This window comes from Nonomuraea sp. NPDC049624 (assembly GCF_040675255.1).
GTDB lineage: Bacteria > Actinomycetota > Actinomycetes > Streptosporangiales > Streptosporangiaceae > Nonomuraea.
Genome location: NZ_JBFAOR010000008.1, coordinates 75,213 through 98,605 on the forward strand (window position 1 = coordinate 75,213; position 23,393 = coordinate 98,605).

General features: G+C 71.7%; 27 protein-coding genes. 15 read left to right on the forward strand and 12 right to left on the reverse strand.

Going from position 1 to position 23,393, the window contains the following annotated elements:
* Nucleotides 1-9: 9 nt before the first annotated feature.
* From AB0J76_RS31380 to AB0J76_RS31400, 5 genes are read left to right on the forward strand one after another with little or no spacing between them, the layout of a single operon-like run.
* Nucleotides 10-1,494: a sugar ABC transporter ATP-binding protein gene (locus tag AB0J76_RS31380; protein WP_352323523.1), complete on the forward strand. Its 1,485-nt coding sequence runs from the start codon at nucleotides 10-12 to the stop codon at nucleotides 1,492-1,494.
* Nucleotides 1,494-2,501 carry an ABC transporter permease gene (locus AB0J76_RS31385; RefSeq protein WP_352323522.1) on the forward strand — a complete coding sequence of 336 codons (1,008 nt, stop codon included), beginning with the start codon at nucleotides 1,494-1,496 and terminating at the stop codon, nucleotides 2,499-2,501. Before AB0J76_RS31380 ends, AB0J76_RS31385 begins: the two co-directional genes overlap by 1 nt.
* Nucleotides 2,498-3,544 carry an ABC transporter substrate-binding protein gene (locus tag AB0J76_RS31390; protein ID WP_352323521.1) on the forward strand — a complete coding sequence of 349 codons (1,047 nt, stop codon included), beginning with the start codon at nucleotides 2,498-2,500 and terminating at the stop codon, nucleotides 3,542-3,544. Before AB0J76_RS31385 ends, AB0J76_RS31390 begins: the two co-directional genes overlap by 4 nt.
* 11 nt (nucleotides 3,545-3,555) lie before the next feature.
* Nucleotides 3,556-4,707 (forward strand): Gfo/Idh/MocA family oxidoreductase, encoded by a 1,152-nt coding sequence (locus AB0J76_RS31395; protein WP_352323520.1) that lies wholly within the window; start codon nucleotides 3,556-3,558, stop codon nucleotides 4,705-4,707.
* The gene (locus tag AB0J76_RS31400) at nucleotides 4,704-5,711 is read left to right on the forward strand and encodes a sugar phosphate isomerase/epimerase family protein (protein WP_352323548.1); all 1,008 of its coding nucleotides are present in this window, start codon (nucleotides 4,704-4,706) and stop codon (nucleotides 5,709-5,711) included. The genes AB0J76_RS31395 and AB0J76_RS31400 overlap by 4 nt, the downstream gene beginning before the upstream one ends.
* A 10-nt stretch (nucleotides 5,712-5,721) precedes the next feature.
* Here AB0J76_RS31400 and AB0J76_RS31405 read toward each other — a convergent pair whose 3' ends face one another.
* Nucleotides 5,722-6,258, reverse strand: coding sequence for a hypothetical protein (locus tag AB0J76_RS31405; RefSeq protein ID WP_364391419.1), 537 nt, complete (start codon nucleotides 6,256-6,258; stop codon nucleotides 5,722-5,724).
* 98 nt (nucleotides 6,259-6,356) lie between these two features.
* Nucleotides 6,357-7,154 (reverse strand): helix-turn-helix domain-containing protein, encoded by a 798-nt coding sequence (locus AB0J76_RS31410; protein ID WP_352324003.1) that lies wholly within the window; start codon nucleotides 7,152-7,154, stop codon nucleotides 6,357-6,359.
* A gap of 118 nt (nucleotides 7,155-7,272) precedes the next feature.
* On the opposite strand from AB0J76_RS31410, the gene AB0J76_RS31415 reads away from it, so the two are divergent.
* The 3 genes from AB0J76_RS31415 to AB0J76_RS31425 all read left to right on the forward strand — a co-directional run bounded on the left by AB0J76_RS31415 (nucleotide 7,273) and on the right by AB0J76_RS31425 (nucleotide 9,580).
* Nucleotides 7,273-7,791 carry a DUF2231 domain-containing protein gene (locus AB0J76_RS31415; RefSeq protein ID WP_352324004.1) on the forward strand — a complete coding sequence of 173 codons (519 nt, stop codon included), beginning with the start codon at nucleotides 7,273-7,275 and terminating at the stop codon, nucleotides 7,789-7,791.
* Between the two features lie 64 nt (nucleotides 7,792-7,855).
* Nucleotides 7,856-8,302, forward strand: a complete 447-nt coding sequence (locus AB0J76_RS31420) for a hypothetical protein (protein ID WP_352324005.1) — start codon at nucleotides 7,856-7,858, stop codon at nucleotides 8,300-8,302.
* 54 nt (nucleotides 8,303-8,356) lie between these two features.
* Nucleotides 8,357-9,580, forward strand: a complete 1,224-nt coding sequence (locus AB0J76_RS31425) for an FAD-dependent oxidoreductase (RefSeq protein ID WP_352324006.1) — start codon at nucleotides 8,357-8,359, stop codon at nucleotides 9,578-9,580.
* Between the two features lie 50 nt (nucleotides 9,581-9,630).
* On the opposite strand, the gene AB0J76_RS31430 is transcribed toward AB0J76_RS31425, so the two are convergent.
* The 4 genes from AB0J76_RS31430 to AB0J76_RS31445 all read right to left on the reverse strand — a co-directional run bounded on the left by AB0J76_RS31430 (nucleotide 9,631) and on the right by AB0J76_RS31445 (nucleotide 11,854).
* Nucleotides 9,631-9,951: a hypothetical protein gene (locus AB0J76_RS31430; protein ID WP_352324007.1), complete on the reverse strand. Its 321-nt coding sequence runs from the start codon at nucleotides 9,949-9,951 to the stop codon at nucleotides 9,631-9,633.
* A 151-nt stretch (nucleotides 9,952-10,102) separates the two neighbouring features.
* On the reverse strand, nucleotides 10,103-11,191 hold the full coding sequence (locus tag AB0J76_RS31435) for a Zn-dependent alcohol dehydrogenase (protein WP_352324008.1): 1,089 nt from the start codon (nucleotides 11,189-11,191) through the stop codon (nucleotides 10,103-10,105).
* A gap of 22 nt (nucleotides 11,192-11,213) precedes the next feature.
* Nucleotides 11,214-11,405, reverse strand: coding sequence for a ferredoxin (locus tag AB0J76_RS31440; RefSeq protein ID WP_352324009.1), 192 nt, complete (start codon nucleotides 11,403-11,405; stop codon nucleotides 11,214-11,216).
* Entirely contained in the window at nucleotides 11,402-11,854 is a 453-nt protein-coding gene (locus tag AB0J76_RS31445) for a pyridoxamine 5'-phosphate oxidase family protein (RefSeq protein WP_352324010.1), read from the reverse strand. Before AB0J76_RS31445 ends, AB0J76_RS31440 begins: the two co-directional genes overlap by 4 nt.
* An 85-nt stretch (nucleotides 11,855-11,939) precedes the next feature.
* Here AB0J76_RS31445 and AB0J76_RS31450 point away from each other — a divergent pair, with 85 nt between their 5' ends.
* The gene (locus tag AB0J76_RS31450; protein WP_352324033.1) at nucleotides 11,940-12,569 is read left to right on the forward strand and encodes a class I SAM-dependent methyltransferase; all 630 of its coding nucleotides are present in this window, start codon (nucleotides 11,940-11,942) and stop codon (nucleotides 12,567-12,569) included.
* On the opposite strand, the gene AB0J76_RS31455 is transcribed toward AB0J76_RS31450, so the two are convergent.
* From AB0J76_RS31455 to AB0J76_RS31470, 4 genes are all read right to left on the reverse strand, one after another.
* A complete protein-coding gene (locus AB0J76_RS31455) occupies nucleotides 12,566-13,534 on the reverse strand; it encodes a DUF1702 family protein (protein WP_352324011.1) in 969 nt (322 codons plus the stop codon). The genes AB0J76_RS31450 and AB0J76_RS31455 overlap by 4 nt on opposite strands.
* 155 nt (nucleotides 13,535-13,689) lie before the next feature.
* A complete protein-coding gene (locus AB0J76_RS31460) occupies nucleotides 13,690-14,745 on the reverse strand; it encodes a prenyltransferase (RefSeq protein ID WP_352324012.1) in 1,056 nt (351 codons plus the stop codon).
* The gene (locus tag AB0J76_RS31465; protein WP_352324013.1) at nucleotides 14,742-15,452 is read right to left on the reverse strand and encodes a methyltransferase domain-containing protein; all 711 of its coding nucleotides are present in this window, start codon (nucleotides 15,450-15,452) and stop codon (nucleotides 14,742-14,744) included. The genes AB0J76_RS31460 and AB0J76_RS31465 overlap by 4 nt, the downstream gene beginning before the upstream one ends.
* A 47-nt stretch (nucleotides 15,453-15,499) precedes the next feature.
* Entirely contained in the window at nucleotides 15,500-16,771 is a 1,272-nt protein-coding gene (locus tag AB0J76_RS31470) for a glycosyltransferase family 4 protein (protein ID WP_352324014.1), read from the reverse strand.
* Between the two features lie 266 nt (nucleotides 16,772-17,037).
* Here AB0J76_RS31470 and AB0J76_RS31475 point away from each other — a divergent pair, with 266 nt between their 5' ends.
* The 3 genes from AB0J76_RS31475 to AB0J76_RS31485 all read left to right on the forward strand — a co-directional run bounded on the left by AB0J76_RS31475 (nucleotide 17,038) and on the right by AB0J76_RS31485 (nucleotide 19,570).
* Nucleotides 17,038-18,066 carry a GDP-mannose 4,6-dehydratase gene (locus AB0J76_RS31475; RefSeq protein ID WP_352324015.1) on the forward strand — a complete coding sequence of 343 codons (1,029 nt, stop codon included), beginning with the start codon at nucleotides 17,038-17,040 and terminating at the stop codon, nucleotides 18,064-18,066.
* Nucleotides 18,067-18,183: 117 nt separating this feature from the next.
* Nucleotides 18,184-18,741 carry a helix-turn-helix domain-containing protein gene (locus AB0J76_RS31480; protein ID WP_352324016.1) on the forward strand — a complete coding sequence of 186 codons (558 nt, stop codon included), beginning with the start codon at nucleotides 18,184-18,186 and terminating at the stop codon, nucleotides 18,739-18,741.
* Nucleotides 18,734-19,570 (forward strand): SRPBCC family protein, encoded by an 837-nt coding sequence (locus AB0J76_RS31485; RefSeq protein WP_352324017.1) that lies wholly within the window; start codon nucleotides 18,734-18,736, stop codon nucleotides 19,568-19,570. Before AB0J76_RS31480 ends, AB0J76_RS31485 begins: the two co-directional genes overlap by 8 nt.
* 10 nt (nucleotides 19,571-19,580) lie before the next feature.
* Here AB0J76_RS31485 and AB0J76_RS31490 read toward each other — a convergent pair whose 3' ends face one another.
* On the reverse strand, nucleotides 19,581-20,054 hold the full coding sequence (locus AB0J76_RS31490) for a MarR family winged helix-turn-helix transcriptional regulator (protein WP_352324018.1): 474 nt from the start codon (nucleotides 20,052-20,054) through the stop codon (nucleotides 19,581-19,583).
* 77 nt (nucleotides 20,055-20,131) lie between these two features.
* Here AB0J76_RS31490 and AB0J76_RS31495 point away from each other — a divergent pair, with 77 nt between their 5' ends.
* The 3 genes from AB0J76_RS31495 (at nucleotide 20,132) to AB0J76_RS31505 (ending at nucleotide 21,949) form a co-directional block, all read left to right on the forward strand.
* Entirely contained in the window at nucleotides 20,132-20,995 is an 864-nt protein-coding gene (locus tag AB0J76_RS31495; RefSeq protein WP_352324019.1) for an LLM class flavin-dependent oxidoreductase, read from the forward strand.
* A 131-nt stretch (nucleotides 20,996-21,126) separates the two neighbouring features.
* On the forward strand, nucleotides 21,127-21,417 hold the full coding sequence (locus AB0J76_RS31500) for a hypothetical protein (protein ID WP_352324020.1): 291 nt from the start codon (nucleotides 21,127-21,129) through the stop codon (nucleotides 21,415-21,417).
* A 4-nt stretch (nucleotides 21,418-21,421) separates the two neighbouring features.
* Entirely contained in the window at nucleotides 21,422-21,949 is a 528-nt protein-coding gene (locus tag AB0J76_RS31505; protein WP_352324021.1) for a DUF559 domain-containing protein, read from the forward strand.
* Nucleotides 21,950-21,984: 35 nt separating this feature from the next.
* Here the strand turns inward: AB0J76_RS31505 and AB0J76_RS31510 are convergent, their stop codons facing one another.
* Complete coding sequence (locus tag AB0J76_RS31510; RefSeq protein ID WP_352324022.1) at nucleotides 21,985-23,169, reverse strand: cytochrome P450; 1,185 nt, start codon at nucleotides 23,167-23,169, stop codon at nucleotides 21,985-21,987.
* Between the last annotated feature and the right edge of the window lie 224 nt (nucleotides 23,170-23,393).

A 23,393-nucleotide genomic window follows, 5' to 3' on the forward strand; every position in this document is an offset into this window, starting at 1 on the left:
GGACCCCCGATGCTGGTCATGAAGGGCATCGTCAAGCAGTTCCCCGGCGTGCGCGCGCTCGACGGGGTCGATCTCGACGTACGGGCGGGCGAGGTCCACTGCTTGCTCGGCCAGAACGGCGCCGGCAAATCCACCCTGATCAAGGTGCTGGCCGGCGTCCACCAGCCCGACGAGGGCACGATCGTCCTCAACGACGCGCCCGTCCGGCCCGCCGGCCCCATCGACGCCATCCGGCTCGGCTTCGCCACCATCTACCAGGAACTCGACCTAGTCGACGGCCTCAGCGTCGCCGAGAACATCTTCCTCGGCCACGAGCACGCCCGCTTCGGGTTCGTCAACCGCCAGGCCGGCCGCCGGGCCGCCCGCGAGGTGCTGGAACGCCTCGGCCACGGCGAGATCCGCCCCTCCACCGAGGTCGGACGGCTCTCACCGGCCGCCAAACAGGTCGTCTCGATGGCCCGCGCCCTCTCCCACGACGCCCGCCTGATCATCATGGACGAGCCGTCGGCCGCCCTGGCCCACGACGAGGTCGCCAACCTGTTCCGGATCATCCGCGAGCTCACCGCCCAGGGCGTCGCCGTCGTCTACATCTCCCACCGGCTGGAGGAGATCCGCGAGATCGGCGACCGCGTCACCGTGCTCAAGGACGGGCGCACCGTCGCCGTCGGCCTGCCCGCCCGCGACACGCCCACCGCCCGCATCGTCTCCCTCATGACCGGCCGCAACGTCGAGTACGTCTTCCCGCCCCGCCCCACCCGGCCGCCCGGCGAGGAGGTGCTGCGCGTGGAGAGCCTGACCGCGCCCGGCCTCTTCGCCGACGTCTCCTTCTCCGTGCGCGCCGGGGAGATCGTCGGACTGGCCGGGCTGGTCGGCAGCGGACGCTCCGAGATCCTGGAGGCCGTCTACGGAGCCCGGCCCGCCACCGGCCGGGTCACGCTCGACGGCCGCCCGGCCCGCCGCCGCGTGACCGGCGCCGTCCGGCAGGGCATGGGCCTGGCCCCCGAGGAGCGCAAGGCCCAGGCCCTGCTGCTCGACCAGAGCGTCACCGCGAACATCACGCTCGGCACGCTGCCGCAGTTCGCCAGGTTCGGCTGGATCGACCGCGGCCGCGAGCGGGCCGAGGCCGCCCGCCTGGCCCAGCTCCTCGACATCCGCCCGCCCGACCCCGAGCGCCCGATCAGGACCCTGTCGGGCGGCAACCAGCAGAAGGCCGTGCTCGCCCGCTGGCTGCTCGGCGGACGCAAGCTGCTGCTGCTCGACGAGCCCACCCGCGGCGTCGACGTCGGCGCCCGCGCCGAGCTGTACGCCGTCATCCGCGACCTGGCCGACCAGGGCATCGGCGTGCTGCTGGTCTCCAGCGAGGTGCCCGAGGTGCTGGGGCTCGCCGACCGGGTGCTCGTGCTGCGCGAGGGCGCCGTCATCCACGAGGGCGAGGCGGCCGGCCTGGACGAGCACCGCGTACTGGACATGATCATGGATGGGAGGGCCGCGTGATGAGCGACCCCATAGAGGCGCCAGAACGACCCGCCGCCGGGCTCTCCCGGCCGAGACCGTCCCTGCTGAACGGGGTCGCCGAGATCCGCCACCTCGGCCTGCTGGGCGCGCTGGCGCTGCTCGTCGTCGTCGGCCTGGTCACCCGGTTCGACAACTTCGCCACCACCTCCAACCTGGTCAGCATCCTGGCCCTGGCCGCCACGATCGGAGTGATCACCGTCGGGGCCACCTTCGTGATCATCGGCGGCGGCATCGACCTGTCCGTCGGCGCCGTCATGGCCCTCGCCTCGGTCTGGGCGACCACGCTGGCCACCCAGTCGTACGGGCCGGTGGTGATGGCCGTCTGCGCGATCCTCGTCGGCACCGGGGCCGGCCTGGTCAACGGGCTGCTGATCGCCTACGGGCGGATGGTGCCGTTCATCGCCACCCTGGCCATGCTGGTGGCCGCCCGCGGCCTGGCCCAGCGCATGTCCGACAGGAAGACGCAGCTCATCCAGGTCGAGGGCATCGTGCAGCTGTCCACCACCCGGCTGCTCGGCATCCCGCTGCTGGTCTACGTGTTCGCCCTGGTCGTGGTGCTGGGGTGGATCGTCCTGAACCGCACCACGTTCGGCCGCCGCACGTACGCGGTCGGGGGCAACCCCGAGGCGGCCAGGCTGGCCGGCATCGACGTACGCAGGCACACGATGCTCCTGTACGCCCTGTCCGGCTTCTGCTGCGGCGTCGCCGCGATCCTCATCATGGCCCGTACGACGACCGGCTCGTCCACCCACGGCGACCTGTACGAGCTCGACGCCATCGCCGCCGTCATCATCGGCGGCACCCTGCTCACCGGAGGCCGGGGCACGATCATCGGCTCGATCCTGGGCCTGCTGATCTTCACCCTCATCACGAACCTGTTCATCCTCAACGGGCTCAACACCAGCGACCAGCTGATCGCCAAGGGCCTGATCATCGTCGTCGCCGTCCTTCTCCAGCGGCGGAACCTGAAAGCGAGAGCATCATGAGTGAGAACGTCGCGCGCAGGGGATTCCTCGTCGGCGGGGCAGTGCTGTTAGCGGCGGGTTGCACCAGCAACGAGCCGGCGGCCGCTCCCTCGTCGGCGGCGCCCGCGCCCGCCCCCGCCGCGAGCGGCAACGACGAGCCCGGCCAGAAGGTGACGATCGGCTTCTCCGCGCCGGCCGCCGACCACGGCTGGATCGCGGCCATCGCCAAGAACGCCGAGAGCGCGGCCAAGCAGTACGGCGACGTCGACTTCAAGGCCGTCGAGCCGACCAACGACATCAACCAGCAGATCTCCGCCGTCGAGTCGCTGATCGCGGCCAAGGTGAACGCCCTGGTCATCCTGCCGAACGACGGCCAGCAGCTCAACCAGGTCGCGCTGCAGGCGACGCAGGCGGGCATCCCGGTGATCAACCTCGACCGGGTGTTCCCCGACAAGCTGGCCTACCGCACGTGGATCGGCGGCGACAACTACGGCATGGGCGTCGCGGCCGGGCACTACATCGGCAAGCAGCTCAAGGACAAGGGCGTCGCGAACCCGGTGATCGTCGAGATCCAGGGCATCGCCACGCTGCCGCTGACCCAGGACCGCAGCAAGGGCTTCGCCGACGCGCTGAAGACGTACGGGTTCAGCGTCACGGCCAAGCAGGACGCCAAGTTCACCGTCGAGACCGGCAACCAGGTGGCGACCTCGCTGCTGCAGGCGCACAAGAAGATCGACGCCCTGTGGAACCACGACGACGACCAGGGCGTCGGCGTGCTGGCCGCCATCAAGGAGGCGAACCGCGACGAGTTCGTCATGGTGGGCGGCGCCGGCTCGCTGAACGCCATGAAGGAGATCCAGGCCGGCACGTCGGTGCTCAAGGCCACCGTCACCTACAGCCCCACGATGGCCTCCTCGGCCGTCAAGCTCGCCAGGTTGATCGCGCAGGGCAAGGGCATGAGTGACCTCGTGGAGAACCAGGTTCCCCAGTCGATCACCCTCGCGTCCGAGACGATCACCAAGGAGAACGTCGACAAGTATCTGGCGCTCGGATTCGAATCCTGATCGGGGGTTGCATGTCAGACAAGACCACCATCGGCGTGGGCATGATCGGCTACGCGTTCATGGGCCGCGTCCACTCCCAGGCCTGGCGGAGCGTCGGGGCGTTCTTCGACCTGCCGCTCGCGCCGCGCATGGCGGTGCTGGCGGGCCGGTCGAAGGAGCAGACCGCCGCCGCGGCGGCCCGGCTCGGCTGGGCCGACGTCGAGACGGACTGGCGGGAGCTGGTCCGGCGGGACGACGTGCAGATCGTCGACATCTGCACGCCGGGCGACTCGCACGCCGAGATCGCGATCGCCGCGTTGCGCGCCGGCAAGCACGTGATCTGTGAGAAACCGCTGGCCAACACCGTCGCCGAGGCCGAGGCCATGGTCGCGGCGGCGGCCGCGGCGCCGGGCAGGAGCATGGTGGCCTTCAACTACCGGCGGGTCCCGGCGGTCGCGCTGGCCCGCCGGTACGTCGAGGAGGGCAGGCTCGGCGAGATCCGGCACGTACGCGCCCAGTACCTCCAGGACTGGATCGTGGACCCGGAGTTCCCGCTGGTGTGGCGGTTGCAGAAGGACAAGGCGGGGGCGGGGGCGCTCGGCGACATCGGCTCGCACATCGTGGACGCCGCCGAGTTCGTCACCGGCCAGCGCGTGGCAGGCGTGTCGGGGCTGACGGAGACGTTCGTCAAGGAGCGTCCGCTGGCGGGGGAGTCGGCGGGGCTGGCGGCGTCCCGCGCCGAGGAGCGGGGGGCGGTCACGGTCGACGACGCCGCGCTGTTCATCGGCCGGATGTCGGGCGGCGCGCTGGCCTCCTTCGAGGCCACCAGGTTCGCGACCGGGCGCAAGAACGCGATGCGCATCGAGGTCAACGGGCAGCTCGGCAGCCTGGCGTTCGACTTCGAGTCCATGAACGAGCTGTGGTTCAGCGAGGGCGGGCGCGGGTTCGAGCGGATCCTGGTGACCGAGCCTGACCATCCCTACGTGGGGGCGTGGTGGCCGCCGGGGCACGGGCTCGGCTACGAGCACACCTTCACCCACGAGATCAAGGACTTCCTGGAGGCCGTCGCGACCGGCGCCGACCCTTCGCCGTCGTTCGCCGACGGGCTGCGGGTGCAGCGCGTGCTGGCGGCGGTGGAGGCGAGCGCGGCCGACGGCGGCCGGTACACCCCTGTGGAGGACTGATGAGACCAGTAACGCTGTTCACCGGGCAATGGGCGGACCTGCCGTTCGAGGAGGTGTGCAGGCTGGCGGCCGAATGGGGCTACGACGGCCTGGAGATCGCCTGCTCGGGTGACCACTTCGACGTGGCGCAGGCGGTGGCGGACCCGTCGTACGTGGAGCAGAAGCGCGCCCAGCTCGACAAGCACGGCCTGAAGGTGTGGACGATCTCCAACCACCTCGTCGGCCAGGCCGTCTGCGACCATCCGATCGACGAGCGGCACAAGGCGATCCTGCCGGCGCGCATCTGGGGCTCGGGCGACCCGGAGTCGGTGCGGCGGGCCGCGGCCGAGGACATGAAGGACACCGCGCGGGCGGCGGCGGCGCTCGGCGTGGACACGGTGGTGGGGTTCACCGGGTCGTCGATCTGGCACACCGTGGCCATGTTCCCGCCGGTGCCGGCGTCGATGGTGGAGGCCGGCTACCAGGACTTCGCCGACCGCTGGAACCCGATCCTCGACGTGTTCGACGAGGTGGGGGTGCGCTTCGCGCACGAGATCCACCCGAGCGAGATCGCCTACGACTACTACACGACGCAGCGGACGCTGGAGGCGATCGGGCATCGTCCGGCGTTCGGGCTGAACTGGGACCCGTCGCACATGGTGTGGCAGGACCTCGACCCGGTGGCGTTCATCCTCGACTTCAAGGACCGCATCTACCACGTCGACTGCAAGGACACCCGGGTCCGGATCGGCGACGGGCGCAAGGGGCGGCTGTCGTCGCACCTGCCGTGGGCGGACATGCGCCGGGGATGGGACTTCGTCTCGACCGGGCGCGGTGACGTGCCGTGGGAGGACTGCTTCCGGGCGCTCAACTCGATCGGGTACGACGGGCCGATCTCGATCGAGTGGGAGGACGCGGGGATGGACCGGCTGGACGGCGCCCGGGAGGCGCTGGGGTACATCCGGCGGCTGAACTCCATCACGCCGCCCGCCACGGCCTTCGACGCGGCCTTCTCCACCACGTAGGGCCTGCCGGTCACGGGCCGGGCGACCGCGCGCCCGGCCCGTGCCAGTCGTCGGGGGCGGGCCGGTCGTCGGGGGCGGGCCGGACGTCCAGGGCGGGCCGGCGCGCGGTCATCAGCCCGACGATCATGATCAGCCCGCAGACCAGGAACGGCCAGCCGTACGGCCGTCGTGGCGCCCACCCGTCGAAGGTGGTCGCCACCCCCACCAGGGTGACGGCCGCCGCCGCGAGCCACCCGAGTGCCCGCCCGGCCACGCGGGCGCGCAGCGCCGCCAGCAGGACCGCCAGCAGGATCCCCGGCCAGGCCATGAGGACGAGGTCCCAGGCGTGCGCGGGGCCCGGCGCGTGGGCGCGCAGCGCGCCGTTCAGCGGGCCGGCGGCGAGGTAGAGCGGGAAGGCCATGACGACCATGGCCAGGTCGCCGTACCGGCCGTCGCCCAGGCGGCCGTCCTGGGTCAGCCAGGTCAGCGTCAGCACCGCGGCCCCGTACGCGCCCGGCGCGAGCGCCGCCGCCGACAGTCCCTGGACCCTGGCGATGGCTGCGATCATCGGACGCCTTCCCCTGCCATGTCACCGCTCCGGCGACCCCACGCTAGAGAGCCCGGCGGGCCGTGGCCGGGGACATGGGGAACCCTTGCCGGAACCGTTCAGGACGCGGGCGGCGGGCCGTCCCCGTCCTTGGCGCACGCCGGCGCGTCCGCCTCCGCCCCGCCCTCGCCGCCCTCGTCGCCGCTCTCGTCGCCGCCGGGGCCCCGTGGGACGCCCAGTTCGACGCAGCAGTGGCCCGGCCGCGGGATCAGGGTGGCCTGGACGGCCGGCGCGTCGAGGCCGTCGAGGAAGCCGGCCAGGAACGCGTGGTTGATGCCGCAGACCAGCTCGGGGGCCTTGGCGGCCAGGGGGTGGAAGGGGCAGTTGCGCAGCCGGACCAGGGTCGGGCTGTCGCGGCTGGGCTCGAAACCGTGGCGTTCCAGGACGTGCTGGGCGCAGGTCAGGGCGCGCTCGGGGCCGAGCCGGGCGCCGCGCAGCCGGCCGCGTTCGGTGTGGCCGAGGTCGTGGCCGCGCTCGCGGGCCAGGCGGCGGGCCGCCTGGCCGGCGCTCTCGCCGGGCGTCTCGGCCAGCACGGCGTCGAGCAGGATGCCGGCGAGCAGGACTGGTTCCCGCTGGGGGATGCTGACCTGGACGTCGAGGTCGGAGGGTTCGTACACCTTGGGGGCGCGGCCGACGCGGCGCAGCCCGCCCGGCTGTTCGTAGCGCGTGGCCAGCAGCCCGGCGTCCACCAGTTTGTCCAGGTGGAAGGCGGCGAGCTTGCGGGAGATCCCGACGCTCTGGGCAGCCTCGTCGCGGGTGACGGCCCGCCCGGCGCGGCGGATGAACTCGTACATGCTGCGGCGCAGGTCGTCGCTGAGCGCGGCGACCGCCGCGAGGCTCGTGGAGTCGGACGTCACGCATCCACCTTAACGCCTAGAAAACTTGTGAATCATCGGAAGCCGTGCCTTTGTGCTGGGGAGGTTGACGCCGCCATCGAATATGTCCAAGACTTGTTGGTGAAATAGGAGGTGGGTCATGGACGAGCTGACCGGCCGGGCCAAGCGGCCGGTGACCGCGCTGGCCGGGCCGTACGGGCACCCGGTGCACCCGATCCTGGTGACGGTGCCGATCGGGGCATGGGTGGCCAGTCTGGTCTTCGACGTCGCCTCGCACGTGGTGTCGCCGGGCGGCTTCCTGGCGCAGGGGTCGGTCTGGCTGATCGCCCTCGGCGGCCTCGGCGCGCTGGCCGCCGCCTCCGTCGGGTTCCTGGACCTGTTCGCCATCCCACCCCGTACGCCCGCATTCCGTACCGGCCTGGTGCACATGGCGCTCAACCTGGCGGTCACCGCCGGGTACGCGGCCGGGTTCGCCTGGCGGCTGGGCGGCGGCCCGCCGGGGCCCGTGCCGGCGGGGCAGATCGTGTTGTCGGCGGTGTGCCTGGCCGTGCTCGCGGTGTCGGGCCACCTGGGCGGCAAGCTCGCCTTCCGCTACGGCGTCCGGGTCGCCGGCGAGGACACCCAGGCCGAGGGGTTCACCACCACCCCGCCACGGTGAGGCGCCCCCTTCGGACACCCGCCTATTGACATACGAACGGCTCATCCTGGAAAGAAGGAAGATCGTGGAGATCGCGGCACTGATCACCTGGCTCGTCACCGCCGTCGGCGGCTTCTACATGCTCGGCACCTGGATCGCCCGCGGCGGCGTGGCCCAGCAGAAGGCCGGCGAGTCCCGGCTGCCCGCCCCGGCGCTCTTCGGGCACTTCCTGCTCGCCGCGGCGGGCCTGGTCGTGTGGATCATCTACCTGTTCGCCGACGCCCATGGGCTGGCCTGGCTCGCGTTCGCGCTGCTCGTGCCGGTCGCACTGCTCGGGTTCGTCATGCTCGCGCGGTGGATCCCCGTCCATCGGGCGCGCGTCGCCCGGCTCGGCTCCGGCCCGGCGGCGGCCGGCGCGCCGGTTCCGGCCGAACGGCACTTCCCCGTCGCGGTCGTGGCGGGGCACGGGCTGTTCGCGGTCGTGACCGTCGTCCTGGTGCTGCTCACCGCGCTCGGCGTGGGCGGGAGCTGACGTGCGCCGCGATCACCACGCCCTTCGTCCAGGAACAGGAAGAGGAGATCCGACATGCCTGCACCCGCGACCATCGTGATCGCCGGCGGCGGCCTCGCCGCCGCCAAGGCCGCAGAGGCTCTGCGCGGCGAGGGCTTCGACGGCCGGCTCGTGCTGGTCGGCAGGGAGACGCACCTGCCGTACGAGCGGCCGCCGCTGTCCAAGGACTACCTCCAGGGCACCGGCGAACGCGACAAGATCTTCGTCCACGACCGTTCCTGGTACGCCGAGCACGACGTCGAGCTGCGGCTGGGCGTCGAGGTCACCGGCATCGACCCGGCCGCCCATCGGGTCACGCTCAGCGACGGCGAGCAGCTCGGCTACGACCGGCTGCTGCTGGCCACCGGCTCCCGGCCGCGCCGCCCTGACCTCCCCGGGGCCGACCGGCCCGAGGTGCTGTACCTGCGTACCGTCGACGACAGCGAACGCCTGCGCGCCACCCTGGCCGGCGCCGGCCGCGTCGCGATCCTCGGGGCCGGCTGGATCGGCCTGGAGGTGGCCGCCGCCGCCCGCGCCGCGGGGGCCGAGGTCACCGTGATCGAGACGGCGTCCGCGCCGCTGCTGCGCGTGCTGGGACCGCACGTGGCCGGGGTGTTCACCGCGCTGCACCGCGAGCACGGCGTGACCTTCCTCTTCGACGCCCGTCCCGCCGAGATCACCGGCTCAGGGGTGCTGCTCGAAGGCGGCGCCCACGTCGAGGCGGACGTCGTCGTGGCCGGCGTCGGCGCCGAACCGGACACCGACCTCGCGCGGGCCGCCGGGCTGACCGTCGAGGACGGCGTCAAGGTGGGGGCCGACCTGCGCACCTCCGACCCCGACATCTTCGCGGCCGGCGACATCGCCAACGCCTACCATCCGCTGCTGGGCCGGCACGTCCGGGTCGAGCACTGGGCGAACGCGCTCAACCAGCCCGCCGTCGCCGCCCGCGCGATGCTCGGCCGGTCCGCCGAATACGACAACCTGCCCTACTTCTTTACCGACCAGTACGACCTGGGCATGGAGTACGCCGGCCACGTCCCGCCCGGCCGCACGCCCGACGTCGTGGTCCGCGGCGACCTGGACGCCCGCGAGTTCATCGCCTTCTGGCTGGACGAGCAGGACAGGGTGCTGGCCGCGATGAACGTCAACATCTGGGACGTCACCGACCACACCCAGGCACTCATCCGGTCCCGCAAGCCCGTGGACCGCGCCGCGCTCGCCGACCCCGGCACCCCGCTCGACCAGCTCCTGCCCTCCTGACGCCGCAAGCGGCACGGGACGGCCCGTCCCGTGCCGCTCCCGGAGGAGGGTCAGCGCACGACGCGGCAGACCAGGGCGTCGGAGGCGCCGCGCAGCGCGGACATCACCACGTCCGTGGTGAGGAACTTGCAGGCCAGGTACGGGTCGCCCGAGCCCGCGTACGTCATCGGGCCGGGGCCGCCGGTGTAGCAGCGCAGGCCGCCGGACTCGTAGAAGCCGATCCACGAGGACGAGTTGACCTTGGCGTGACAGTAGTCGCCGATCGAGACCGGCCCGAAGGTCACGTCCACGACGGCCGCGTGGGCGGGCGCGGCGAGGGCGAGCAGGCCGGCGGCGGCGATGGAGAGCAGGGCGAGGCCGCGACGAAGCATGGTTACTCCTTGGGGGGGTGGTGGGCACTCATCCCGGAGTATCCGTTAGGAAACTTTCCTTAGCAATGGGTGCGCGACCGGTTCCGCCGATCGCGGCCTGACCTGCCCGGGGCCGGAGAGCAGGGGCCCGTTCTCCGGCCCCGGACCCGGGTCAGTCCATGATGACGATCTGGCGGAGCACCTCGCCGCCGCGCAGGGCCGCGACGGCGTCGTTCAGGTCGCCGAGCCGGATGCGGGCGCTGATCAGCGACTCCAGGTCGAGCTGTCCCGCCTTGTGGAGCTTGGCGAAGTAGGGGAAGTCGTGCCGCACGTCGGCCTCGCCGTACAGGCTGGACAGCAGTCTCTTGCCCTCGAACAGCAGGCTGAAGGCGGAGATGGAGACCATGTCGTCCACCGCGCCGGCGCCCACCACGATGACGTCGCCGCCCGCCCGGGTGAGCTGCCAGGCGCTCTGGATGGTCGCCGACTTGCCGACGACCTCGAAGCCGTAGTCGAAGCCGCTGCCGCCGGTCAGCTCGTTCAGGGCCTCGGGGACCTGCTCCGGCGTGATCGCGTGCGTCGCGCCGACCTTCCTGGCCAGGGCGTGCTTGGACTCCAGCGGGTCGACGGCGAGGATCGTCCTGGCGCCGGAGACCCGCGCGCCCTGGATGACCGACAGGCCGACGCCGCCGCAGCCGATCACCACGACCGTGGAGCCGGGACGCACCTTGGCGGTGTTGATCGCGGCGCCCACGCCGGTCGTGATGCCGCAGCCGATCAGCGCCGCCGCCTCCCACGACACGTCGTCGTCGATCTTGATCGCGCCCTGCCAGGGCACGATGACCTCCTCGGCCCAGGTGCCGCAGCCCGCCATGCCGAACGCCGTCGCGTTGTCGCCGCCGAAGCGGAAGTTGCCCTTGCTGAAGGACTCGATGACGTACTTCATGCACATGTACGGCTGCCCGCCCACGCACAGGTCGCAGGACTGGCAGGCCGGACGCCAGCTGATCACGACGTGGTCGCCCGGCGCGACCGACGTGACGTGCTCGCCCACCTCGACCACCTCGCCCGCGCCCTCGTGGCCCGGGATCAGCGGCACCGGCTGCGGAAGCACGCCGGACATGGCCGACAGGTCCGAGTGGCACACGCCCGTGGCTCTGATCCGGACGCGGACATCGGTCGGCCCGACGGGGGCCAGGGTGATGTCGTCGCGGATGTCCAGCTTGTCGTTGCCTACGGCGTGCAGGATCGCGGCGCGCATGGGGTTCCTCCTCCGGCTACGGCTAGTCCTCTAGCGACAGGGCGGCTTTCGGGCAGGACCTGACCGCGCTGCGGACGCGATCCTGCATCTCGGGGGGTGGTTCGGGGAGCAGGATGTGCAGCTGGTCGTCGTCGTCCACCTCGAAGACCTCGGGCGCGAGCCCCATGCACACGGCGTTGGCCTCGCAGACCAGTTCATCGACCTTGACCTTCATGTGAGCCTCCTGTGATCCCATGAGACCACTTTGGTGCGCTCGACGACGTAGGCGATGCGTTTTCTGCCGGTCTGCTCGACGTAGGGGGTCAGCAGGTCGTCCGGCACGCCCGGCGTCATCCTGCGCGCGATCATCATGCCGATGGCGAGCACCCGGTCCCGGTCGTCCACCTGCTCGGCCACGCCGTACACCAGGACGCCGCGGAGCTGGTCGTAGTCGTCGCCCGCCTCGACCAGGCAGCTCACCCGCGGGTCGCGGGCCAGGTTGCGGGCCTTCTGCGCCTTGCCGTACGTCCAGAAGGCGATGCGGCCCTCGTCCAGCCCGTAGAACATGGTCACCAGGTGCGGTGTCCCGTCGGGGTTGATGGTCGCGAGCTGGACCTTGCGCGAACCCTCCAGGAACGCCGTGACCTCGTCGTCGGACATCGCGATGCGAGCGCGCTGATTCACGTGCCAAGTAGAACAGGTTCCAAAGAAGCACGGCAAGAGGTCGCTGGAATGTTGTTCGGTTCGGCTAGGGTGCATGCCTATGACGATGCCGCCGGAGCTGCTGCAGGCAGCGGAGCACGCCAAGGGATTCATGCCGCCGAAGGAGGGGCTGGCCCTGTTCGAGGCGGCCTGCCGCTACGGCGGCCTCGGGCCGCTCTGCGAGATCGGCACCTACTGCGGCAAGTCGGCGATCTACCTCGGCGCGGCGGCCCGGCACACCGGCTCGGTGGTCGTCACCGTCGACCACCACCGGGGCTCGGAGGAGATCCAGCCCGGCTGGGCCCACCACGACCCGGCCCTGATGGACCCGCGCTTCGGGCGGATGGACTCCCTGCCCTTCTTCCGCGCCGCCGTCGCCGCCGCCGGGCTGGAGGAGGAGGTGATCGCCGTCGTCGGGCGGTCCGACCGGGTGGCCGCGTTGTGGAACACGCCGCTCGGCCTGCTCTTCATCGACGGCGGCCACTCCGAGGAGCCGGTGACCCGCGACTACGAGGGCTGGGCGCCGCACGTCATGGAGGGCGGCGCGCTGGTCTTCCACGACATCTATCCCGACCCGGCCGACGGCGGGCAGGCCCCCTACCGGGTCTACCTGCGGGCCCTTGCGTCGGGCGCCTTCCGCGAGGTGTCGGCCGAGGGCTCGCTGCGCGTGCTGGAACGCGTCGGCCAGGGCGTCTAGCGCCGGTGGCGGCGGTTCCACGACCGGCGGGTGTGGGCCTGCCAGCGCTGGAAGTCCTCGTGGGTGTGGGCGTCGTGGCCGAGGGCCAGCAGCGCCTGGTCGGTCCAGGCGGCCGCCTCGTCGGGCGCGGCGTCGGCCAGGATCGGCACGGCCAGCCGCGCGTGGTCCGGCAGCGCCCCCGACCGCAGCCGCGCGGTGACCGCGAAGGCGCAGCCCTGGGCCAGGTGGGCGCGGAAGCCGTCGGCGCCGGCGTGCTCGGTCAGCCACCACAGCTCGTCGCTGTCGGCGCCGCCCGTGTACGTGGCCGCGAACCCCACGCCGCTCCACAGATCGGCCCGCCGGCTCGCCGGGAAGCCCGCGATGCGCGCGCCGACGTCGTCCGGCGAGGCGCAGTCGTGGTACCACAGCAGCCGGCCGAGGCCCTGGTCGAAGACCGCGCAGTGGGCGCGGGTGAGCAGGTCGGGCATGCTCCTGCGGCCCACCATGCGGTCCGCGCGCGACAGGCTCCACTGGAAGCCGAACCCGTCCACGGCCAGCCAGCGCATCAGCGGGTGCGCCCGCCGCGCGCCCCAGACCGGACGCAGCCGCAGCAGCGCGTAGCCGCGTCCGGCGCCGACGTACGCGGCGTGGCGGTGATGCTGGGCGGGGCCGGCCAGTAGCTCGTGAAGGCGCCGGCCCCGGGTCAAGGTGAGCAGGTCGAGCACGGTGCAGGCGGCCGCCGCGCCCTCGTGGCCGAAAGGCCGCTGCTCAGGTGGAAGGTCTTCGATCTTCTCGACTTCCCGCGACATGACCGCGTTGAAGCCGAACACGTACGACTGCTCGGAATCCGCGAAGACCGTCCGGGGAGCGCCGGGGCGCAGCCGGAACCTGCGCCGGCCCAGATCGGACTCCGAAGGATCCTTGGCCAGAAACCTCCGCAGTCCCCTCGCCGGGGACAGTGTCGGCTCGATCCTGACCTGGTCCAAGAACGCTGTTGTGCCCGTGTCGCCCACGCTTCCCCCGAAGACGCCTCCTACGGCCAGACACGAAGCTAGTAACCCCATTGCGCCGTTCACCGGCGGCGCACCGGATGTCCCCGGCAAAGAACCCGCAAAAGCCCTTGCGCCGCCGCCCTGCCGGATCAGCCGGGAGGCGCCGGCCTGAACGACTGACGTTCCACGCACCCGCAGGCCTCCGGGTCGGACACCGACGTGCCTGCGATGTCGCGGAACAGCCCGGAACCGGGGGACAGGCGCTGCAACGCGTCCGCGGCGAGGATGGCCGCGGCCGCGGTGTAGCCGGAGCGCTCGTGCGGGAAGTGCTTGCGGTTGACGAACTGCCAGCCGGTCCAGTACGAGCCGTCCTCGTGGCGCAGGTGCTGCACGTCGGCGAAGAGCGCGGCGGCCCGCGTACGGTCGCCCATGGCGTCCAGGGCCAGCACCAGCTCGCACGTCTCGGCCCCGGTCACCCACGGCTGGTCGGACACGCACCGGATGCCGAGCCCCGGCACCACGAACGTGGACCACTCGCGTTCCAGCAGCTCGACCGCCTGCCGCCCGCGCACCGCGCCGCCCAGCACCGGGTAGTACCAGTCCATCGCGAACCGGCTCTTGTCGGCGAACGCCTCCGGATGCGCCGACAACACGTGGGCCAGCCGGTCGGCGGCCAGCTCCCAGTGCGGCTGCTGGTCGCCCAGGTGGTCGGCGAGCAGCACGCCGCAGCGCAGGCCCTGGTGGATCGAGGCGCACCCGGTCAGCAGCGCGTCCGCCGCCGCCCGGCCGTGGGCGTCCCGCTCCCAGACGATCTCGCCCCGCTCGGTCTGCAGGCCCACCACGTAGTCGAGCGCGGCCTTGACCATGGGCCAGTGGCGCTCGGCGTGCTCGCGGTCGCCGGTGACGAGATGGTGGTGCCAGACGCCCGCGGCGACGTAGGCGGCGTGGTTGGACTCGCCGCCCGCCTCGACGGCCACGCCGTCCAGCAGCTTCATCGGCCAGGAGCCGTCGGGTCGCTGGTGGCGGGCCAGCCACTCCCAGCCGCGCCGCACCGGCTCAGCCAGCCCGGCCACGCACATGCCCATCAGGCACTCGACGTGGTTCCACGCGTCCACGTGCCCCTCGGGCCAGGGCACGCCGCCGTCGTCCTGCTGGATGGCCGCGATGCTGAGGGCCGTGCGGACGACCTCCTCGCGGGAGATCATGGCTTCTTGACGTAGAGGACCACGCTCTTGCCGATCAGCGGGTTGAGCAGCGCCTCGGCGATCCTGGTGGCGGCCGGGCGCTTCATGATGTCCCACACCAGCAGCTCGTGGTACGCCTTGGCGACCGGATGGTCGTCGTTGTTGACGCCCACCGCGCACTTGATCCACCAGTAGGGCGCGTGCAGGCCGTGGGCGTGGTGGTGCGGGCCGATCTCGAAGCCGACGGACTTGAGCTTGGCCGACAGCTCGGCCAGCGTGTAGATGCGCACGTGGCCGCCGGGGGCGGTGTGGTAGTCCTCGTCCAGGGCCCAGCAGATGCGCTCGGGCAGGAAGCTCGGCACGGTGATCGCCGCGGTGCCGCCCGGCTTGAGCACGCGGAAGATCTCCCGCATGGCGGTCATGTCGTCGGGGATGTGCTCCAGCACCTCGGCGGCGATGACCCGGTCGAAGCCGCCGTCCTCGAACGGCATGTCCAGCGCCGTGCCCTGGACGGTCTCGCCGGTCGCGCCCAGCGGCACCTCGCCCGCCTTGTCCATCGCCACGAACATGGCCGCCACGTTGTCCAGCTCGGCCTGGTCCATGTCGAAGGCGACGACGTCGGCGCCCTGGCGCAGCACCTCGAAGGCGTGCCTGCCGCCGCCGCAGCCCAGGTCGAGCACGCGCACGCCGGGGCCCACGGGGAGCCGGTCGAAGTCCACGGTCAGCACTTTGTCGCTTCTCCTTGATCAGCTCTTGGGGGCTTTTCGTTCGGGGGTCAGCGGCGGGCCTTGTGCGCCGCCATCGCCTCGCGGTACGCCTCGACCGTCCGCTTGGCGACGACGTGCCAGGTGTAGCGCTCCATGACCCGGTCGTAGCCGGCCTTGCCCACCCGCTCGCGCTCCTCGGGGGAGTCGTGCAGGCGGCGCAGCACGGCCGCCAGCTCCTCGGCGTCGCCCGGCGCCACCTGGACGGCCGCGTCGCCCACGACCTCGGGCAGCGCGCCCGTCCGGCTGGCCACCAGGGGCGTGCCGCAGGCCATGTGCTCGACGGCGGGCAGCGAGAAGCCCTCGTACAGCGAGGGGACCACGGAGATCTCGGAGGTGGCGATCAGCTCGCCCAGCTCGTCGTCGGAGATGCCGTGCACGAAGCGCACCCGGTCCTGCAGCGACAGCTCCTGCACGAGCCGCTCGGTCGGGCCGCCCGGGGTCGGCTTGCTGACCACGGTCAGGTTCACGTCGCGTTCCGTGGCGAGCTTGGCGACCGCGCGCAGCAGCGTGGCCACGCCCTTCATCGGCGAGTCCGCGCTGGCCACCGCGACGATCGAGCCCTTGCGGCGGGGCTTGTCCGGGTGCGGGTGGAAGTAGCGGGTGTCCACGCCGAGCGGGATCAGCCGCATGTTGGCCTGCGGGACGTTGAAGTCCCGGTGGATGTCGGCCAGCGACGACTCGCTGACCGTGAGGATCGGGCTGAGCCTGGGCGCGACGCGGGACTGCATCTTCACGAACCCGTACCAGCGGCGCATGGTGAGCTTCTTGTAGCCCGTGGCGGCCTCCAGCTCGATCCGCCGGTCGACGCTGATCGGGTGGTGGATCGTCCCGACCACGGGGAACAGCTTCTGGATGCCGAGCAGGCCGTAGCCGAGGGTCTGGTTGTCCTGGACGACGTCGAAGTCGCCGACGCGCTTCTTCAGCTCGCGGTAGGCGCGCAGGGTGAAGGTGAGCGGCTCGGGGAAGCCGGCCGTCCACATGGTGCCGACCTCCAGGAGGTCGATCCAGTCGCGGTACTCGGCCAGCTTCGGGGTCCTGAACGGGTCCTCGTCCCGGTAGAGGTCGAGGCTCGGCACCTCGCGCAGGACGACGCCCTCGTCCAGCTCGGGGTAGGGCGGTCCGGAGAACACCTCGACGTGGTGGCCGAGCGCGACCAGCTCACGGCTCAGGTGCCGGAGGTAGACGCCCTGCCCGCCGCAGGTGGGCTTGCTGCGATAGGACAGCAGCGCGATCCGCAGCGCCTCGCTCACGGACACCCCTTTCTCCGCCGGTAGGCCCATGTTTTCTGCGGTAAGGCCCCAAGAGGCGGGCGTGTACCGTGAAAGATGACCTTAGTCCGAGAAGGCTACCATTCGGTAGGTCACCTGGAATTGTTCACAACAGTCTCCACAGGCCGTGCGAACTGCGACATTAAGGTAACCGAGCGTGGTTCGGTGGAACAGGTTCTAGTGGGCTTTGGTGCTGCGTCCAGGCGCTTAGCTGTACATTCCCGTCCCAAAGGGACGCGGTGCGGGCCACCGTACCTACGTGATAGTTGGAGGACCCCTTGGCCAGGCGCGCTCTGATCACCGGCATCACCGGCCAGGACGGTTCCTACTTGGCCGAGCACCTGCTCGACCAGGGTTACGAGGTGTGGGGGCTGGCCCGCGGGCAGGCGAACCCGCGCGTCTCGCGCATGCGCAAGCTGCTGGCCGACGTCCAGGTGGTGCGGGGCGACCTGCTGGACCAGGGGTCGCTGATCTCCGCGGTGGAACGCGTTCAGCCGGACGAGGTGTACAACCTGGGGGCGATCTCGTTCGTGCCCATGTCGTGGGAGCAGGCCGAGCTGACCGCCGAGGTGACCGGTATGGGGGTCCTGCGGATGCTTGAGGCCATCCGGGTGTGTTCGGGCGTGTCGCGCGGCGGGGGATCGTCGTCCCCGGGGCAGATCCGCTTCTACCAGGCCTCGTCCTCGGAGATGTTCGGGCAGGTCACCGAGACCCCGCAGAACGAGCGCACCGCCTTCCACCCGCGCTCGCCGTACGGGGTGGCCAAGGCGTACGGGCACTTCCTCACGCAGAACTACCGCGAGTCGTACGGGATGTTCGCGGTGTCGGGCATCCTGTTCAACCACGAGTCGCCCCGGCGCGGCGCGGAGTTCGTGACCAGGAAGGTCACCCTCGGGGTGGCCCGGATCAAGCTCGGCCTGGCCACGGAGCTGCGGCTGGGCAACCTGGAGGCGCGCCGCGACTGGGGCTACGCGGGCGACTACGTCAAGGCGATGCACCTGATGCTCCAGGCCGCCACCCCCGAGGACTACGTGATCGGCACCGGGCGGATGAAGTCGGTGCGGGAGCTGGTGGAGGCCGCCTTCACGGCCGCCGGGCTGGACTGGGAGCGGCACGTGGTGGTCGACCGGACGCTGCACCGCCCGGCGGAGGTGGACCTGCTGTGCGCCGACCCGAAGAAGGCGCGGGCGCAGCTCGGGTGGGAGCCGCGGGTGTCGTTCGACGAGCTGGTGGCGATGATGGTCGAGAGCGACCTGCGCCTGCTGTCCGCCGGCGGCGACCCCGACCAGGACAGCTCCTGGCCCTAGAGCCGGTTCGGCACCCCTTGGCCCGCCCGGTCCGGGGCGGGCCTTTTTGCTGCTTACGGCCGCTCTTGGCGTGACCCATTGACAAAGAGGATTTTTACGTAAAAGATTGTTTTTGCGATGAGAGACGTCCTGTATCTGGAACAGATCGAGCAGGCCGAGGCGCTGCTCAAGCCGCAACGGGTCGAGGTGCTGAGGCAACTGGCCGAGCCGCGTACGTGCTCGGAGGTCGCCGAACGCCTCGGGCAGACGCCGCAGCGGGTCTACTACCACGTCAAGCGGCTGGTCGAGGCCGGTCTCGTGGAGCTGGTGTCCGAGCGCAAGGTGCGCGGCGTCCACGAGGGCATCTACCAGGCCGGCGCCCGGTCGTACTGGTTGTCGCCGCGGCTGGTCGGCCGGATCGGGCTGCGCAAGGCGCGCGACGAGCTGAGCCTGGGCTACCTGCTCGACCTCATGGAGGAGGTCCAGGCCGACATCGCCGCGCTCGACCGGGACGCGCCCGAGCTGCCGTCCATCGGCCTGTCCGGAGAGATCCACGTGCGTCCGGAGAGCCGCCAGCAGTTCCTGAACGACCTGCAGGGCATGCTGCAGGAGCTTTTCACTCGTTACGGCGGCGCTGAGGGTGACGCCTTCAAGCTCGCCGTCGCCTGTTACCCCAAGGGAGAAGAGCATGAGTGAGCCGATGATCGCCAAGGTCCGCGTCCAGGCGCCGGTCAAGGAGGTGTGGCAGGCGCTGACCGATCCGGCCGCGGCCCGGGTCTGGCTGGCCGAGCACGTCGAGGTGGACCTGCCGGGCCGGTTCGCGTTCTGGGGCCGTACGACGCCCGAGGGCGACGCGCCGCACCAGCGGGTGTTGTCGGCCGACGAGCGCGGCGTGCGGTTCGCCTGGCTGCTGGACGGCGTCGAGACGACCGCCGAGCTCGCGGTCGAGGAGGACGGCGAGTCGGCGACGATCGTCTCGGTGACGCAGTCGCACTTCGACTTCCAGGACGTCGTCACCGGCGCCAGCATCCGGGGCGTGCTGCAGACGTACTGGTTCCAGGTGCTGGCCGGCCTGGCCGAGCACGTCGAGGGCCGCCCGCTCACGCCGCGCGCCGACTTCACCGCGCGCGAGCTGCGCGCCGAGGTCACCATCGACGCGGCGCCCGCCCAGGTCTTCGAGTCGCTGGTCGACTCGGAGACGGTGACCAAGTGGTTCGGGATGCCGATCGAGATCGAGCCGTACGTCGGCGGCCGGTTCGCCATGGGCGGCTTCGCGAACGACCCGTCGCCGGCCAAGGTGCTGGAGCTGGAGCCGGAGCGCCGGTTCTCCGTCGACTGGGGCGGCGCCGGGGTGAGCTCCTGGGAGCTCGCCGGGTCCGCCGGCCGGACGCGGCTGACGCTCGTGCAGAGCGGCTTCGACGCCGAGCGCCCGCCGTACGCGGCCTGGGGCGGGATGTTGTCCGGGGTGGCGGAGCTGCGGCGTTTCCACGAGGCGCCGGACTGGCGTCCGATGTGGGTCGCCTGACCGCGCCGGGTCAGCCCGGTCTGTCCTGCTCGCCGTCCGGCAGGTGGGCGAGGACGGTCTCGGCGATCGTGGCGAGCACCTCGATCTGCTCCCGCGAGAGCAGGTCGATGAAGTGCCTGCGCACCGACGCCACATGGGCGGGCGCCGCCTCCTGGATGGCCCGCAACCCGCCGTCGGTCAGCACGACCACGGCTCCGCGCGCGTCCCCCTCGAAGCCCTCGCGGGTGACCAGCCCCCGCTGCTCCATCCGCGAGATGTGCCGGGAGAGGCGGCTCTTCGACCAGAGCATGCGGTCGGCCAGCGCGGTGAGCCGCCACCGATGGCCGGGCGTGGAGGTCAGCGCCGACAGGACGTCGTAGTCGGGGGCCGACAGCCCCGAGTCGCTCGCGAGGTCGCGGCTGACCTGGGCGTCGAGCAGCAGGCGCATCCTGCGATAGCCGATCCAGGCCCGGAACTCGGCGTCGTCCAGCCAGTTGGGCTTCATGATCCGGCAGTTTAGTTGACGTGTAACCGACCTCCGTTCTAGGTTTACATGTAAACCAAACCGGAGGGGGTCAGGTCGTGTTCGGACTGGGCATGTCGACGTCGGCGGCGCCGGGGGCCGATCCCGTGGGCGACGCCCGCGCGGCCGAGGAGCTGGGCTTCGACTTCGTCTCGGCCTCGGACCACCCGTGCGGCGTCGAGCCCACGTACGAGCTGTGGACGATGCTGACCTGGGTGGCCGCCGCCACCTCGCGGATCAGGGTGGCGACGCGGGTGCTGGGGGTGCCGTACCGGCCGCCCGCGATGGTCGCCAAGATGGCCGAGACGCTGCACCGGCTCTCCGGCGGCCGGCTGATCCTCGGCCTCGGCGGCGGCTACTCCGACGAGGAGTTCCGCGCGTTCGGGCTGGGGGTGCCCACGCCTCGCGAGAAGGTGGACGGCATGGTCGAGGCCGTTCACGTCATCCGCGGCCTGTGGTCGCAGTCGGACTTCAGCTACGAAGGCTCCCGCTACCGCACCGATCGGGCCACCATCGAGCCCAAGCCCCTCAGCCCCATCCCGATCTGGCTGGGCACGTACGGGCCGCGCGCCCTCGACGCCACCGGCCGGCTGGCGGACGGCTGGATCCCGTCCCTGGGGTTCGCGCCGCCGGAGCGGGCGGCGGCCATGCGCGACCGGATCCTGTCGGCCGGTCGCGCCGTCGAGTGCGTCTACAACGTCACCTTCCGGATCGGCGCCCCCGCCGAGATCGACGGTGTGGGCGCCGGTGTGGGTGACGGCGTGGTCGCCGGTTCGGCGGCCGAGGTGACCGAGCGCCTGGCGGCGTTCGTGGACCTGGGGTTCACGTCGATGAACTTCACGCCCCTCGGCCCCGGTCCGCGCGCCCAGGCCGAACGCCTGGCCGAGCACGTCCTGCCCGCCCTGCGCGCGCGAGCCTCCTGACCGGCGAGCGGCCTGCCGGGTGACCGCCGCCTGGACCGACGGGCCGCCGCGCTGAGCCGGGGATCGCCGGTTGTCCACAGAACGCGGTTCGGCGCCGCGGGGGCCGGGGTGAGGCCGTCAGCCTGGACCCCGTGAACGCCGCACTCTCGCTGCTCGCCCGCGCCGAGCGCATCACCCGGTCCTGCCGGCAGGCCGTCGTCTGCCGGCAGACGGCCGCACACGTCTGGGGCCTGAGCGTGCTCTCCGTCCCCGAGGCCGACTGGCCGGTGGAGGTGATCGCCCCCGCTCACCTGGCGATCCCCGGCTGCGTCACGTACGTGGGCGAACCGCCCGCCGACGACGTCACCGGCCACCGGGGCGTCCGGCTCACCACCATGGCGGCGCGCGGCCCTCGACTGCGCCCGGTCGTTGCCGCGTCCTGAGGCGGTGGCGGCGCTCGACCAGTTCGCCCGGCGGGGCGTCGACATGGAGGCGCTGTGGCGTCGTCCGCTCAACTCCTGGCGGCTGCGCGACACGCTCAGCCTGGCCGACGCGGGCGCCGCCTCGCCCCGGGAGAGCTGGCTGCGGGTCGTCCTCGTCGACGGCGGCCTTCCCAGGCCCGCCACGCAGCTCGCCGTTCCCCTGGGCGGCGGCCGGCGCGCCTACCTCGACCTGGGATGGGAGCCCTACCAGGTGGGGGTCGAGTACGACGGCCGGGAGCACCACACCTCGCCGGCGGACCGGCGGCGTGACGCGGCCCGCCGCGAGGAGCTGCGGCGGCTGGGCTGGCGGGTGATCGCCGTACGCCGCGACGTCATCCCCCGCCAGATCGCCGGCCTGCTCCGGCACGTCGCCGACGCGTTGATCGAGCGCGGCTGGGAACCCGGCCCGGAGGGCACGGTCCGCGTCCTCCGCCAGATCAGGGCGGCCCGCCGCGGAACCGCTCGCCACCCCCGGCGCCGGCGGTTCTCGTGAGGGCGTCCCCGGCGGCTCGGAGCGCTTCGCCCGGGTCAGGCGATCGTGACCGGGAGCTCCTTGATGCCGTTGATGAAGTTCGAGCGCAGGCGGCGGGCCGGGCCGGCCTGGCGGATGCGCGGCCGGCGTCTGGCCAGCTGCTCGAACAGGACACGCAGTTCCAGCTTGGCGAGGTGGTTGCCGAGGCAGAAGTGCGCGCCGCCGCCGCCGAACCCGATGTGCGTGTTGGGGGTGCGTCCGATGTCGAAGACCTCCGGGTCCGGGAAGACGGAGGCGTCCCGGTTGGCGGAGGAGTAGAAGACCACGACCTTGTCGCCGTCCTTGACGGGCTGCCCGCCGAGCATCTGGTCCGCCATCGACGTGCGCCGGAACAGGTTGACCGGCGAGACCCACCGGACGATCTCGTCGGCCGCCGTCCTGGCCAGCGTGGGGTCGGCCACCAGGCGGTCCCACTGGTCGGGGTGGTCGAAGAGGGCGAGCATGCCGCCGGAGGCCGCGTTGCGGGTGGTCTCGTTGCCCGCGACGATCAGCAGCAGGACGAACAGGTCGAACTCGTCCTCGCCGAGGGTTTCGCCCTTGTCGTCGGGCTGGAGGAGCTTGGTGATGATGTCGTCCTTGGGGGCGGCTCTGCGCTGCGCCGCGAGCTCGTTGGCGTAGGCGTAGACCTCCATGGCGGCGCCGGAGCCCTCCTCGGGCGTGGCCGCGTAGTCGGGGTCCTGGGCGCCGATCATGCGGTTCGACCAGGAGAACAACTTGTCGCGGTCGGTCGCGGGAGCGCCGAGCAGCTCGCAGATCACGTACAGGGGGAGGGGGGCGGAGATCTCGGTGACGAAGTCCACCTCGCCCGAGCACTTGTCGAGCAGGTCGTCGCAGATGTCGCGGATGTGCTGTTCGAGGGCGCCGATCGTCCGGGGGGTGAAGCCTCGGTTGACCAGCGAACGCCGTCTGGTGTGCTCGGGCGGGTCCTGGTTGAGCATCATCAGCCGCTGGAGGGCGATCTGGTCCTCGGGCATCTCGTCGAAGAGGGCGAGCTTCTTGGCCGAGGAGAACAGGTCGGAGTGGCGGGACACGTGCACGACGTCCTCGTAGCGGGTGACCGCCCAGAACCCGGGCTCGCCCTCGTGCCAGTGCACGGGGGAGTTGGCGCGCAGCCAGGCGAGCTGTTCGTGGGGTGGGCCGGAAGTCGCGTAACGGTCCCTGTCGACGAGGTCGATATGCACGCGCGGTCACCTCTTGATCAAGCGCTTGGTTTATTCGTACTGAAACGTGTTCTATTACGCCACTGTACGCCCGTCAAGTAGCCCCACCCCACCACCATCTCCACCCCGCCCCGGGCGCCTGCTCCCGCCCCCTATAACCCGGCAGCAGACGAAACACCCCGCCGAACAGCGCCGGCCGGTCGGGGCGCGCGGCCTGGCCGGAGAGGGCGGCATGCCCGACGGCA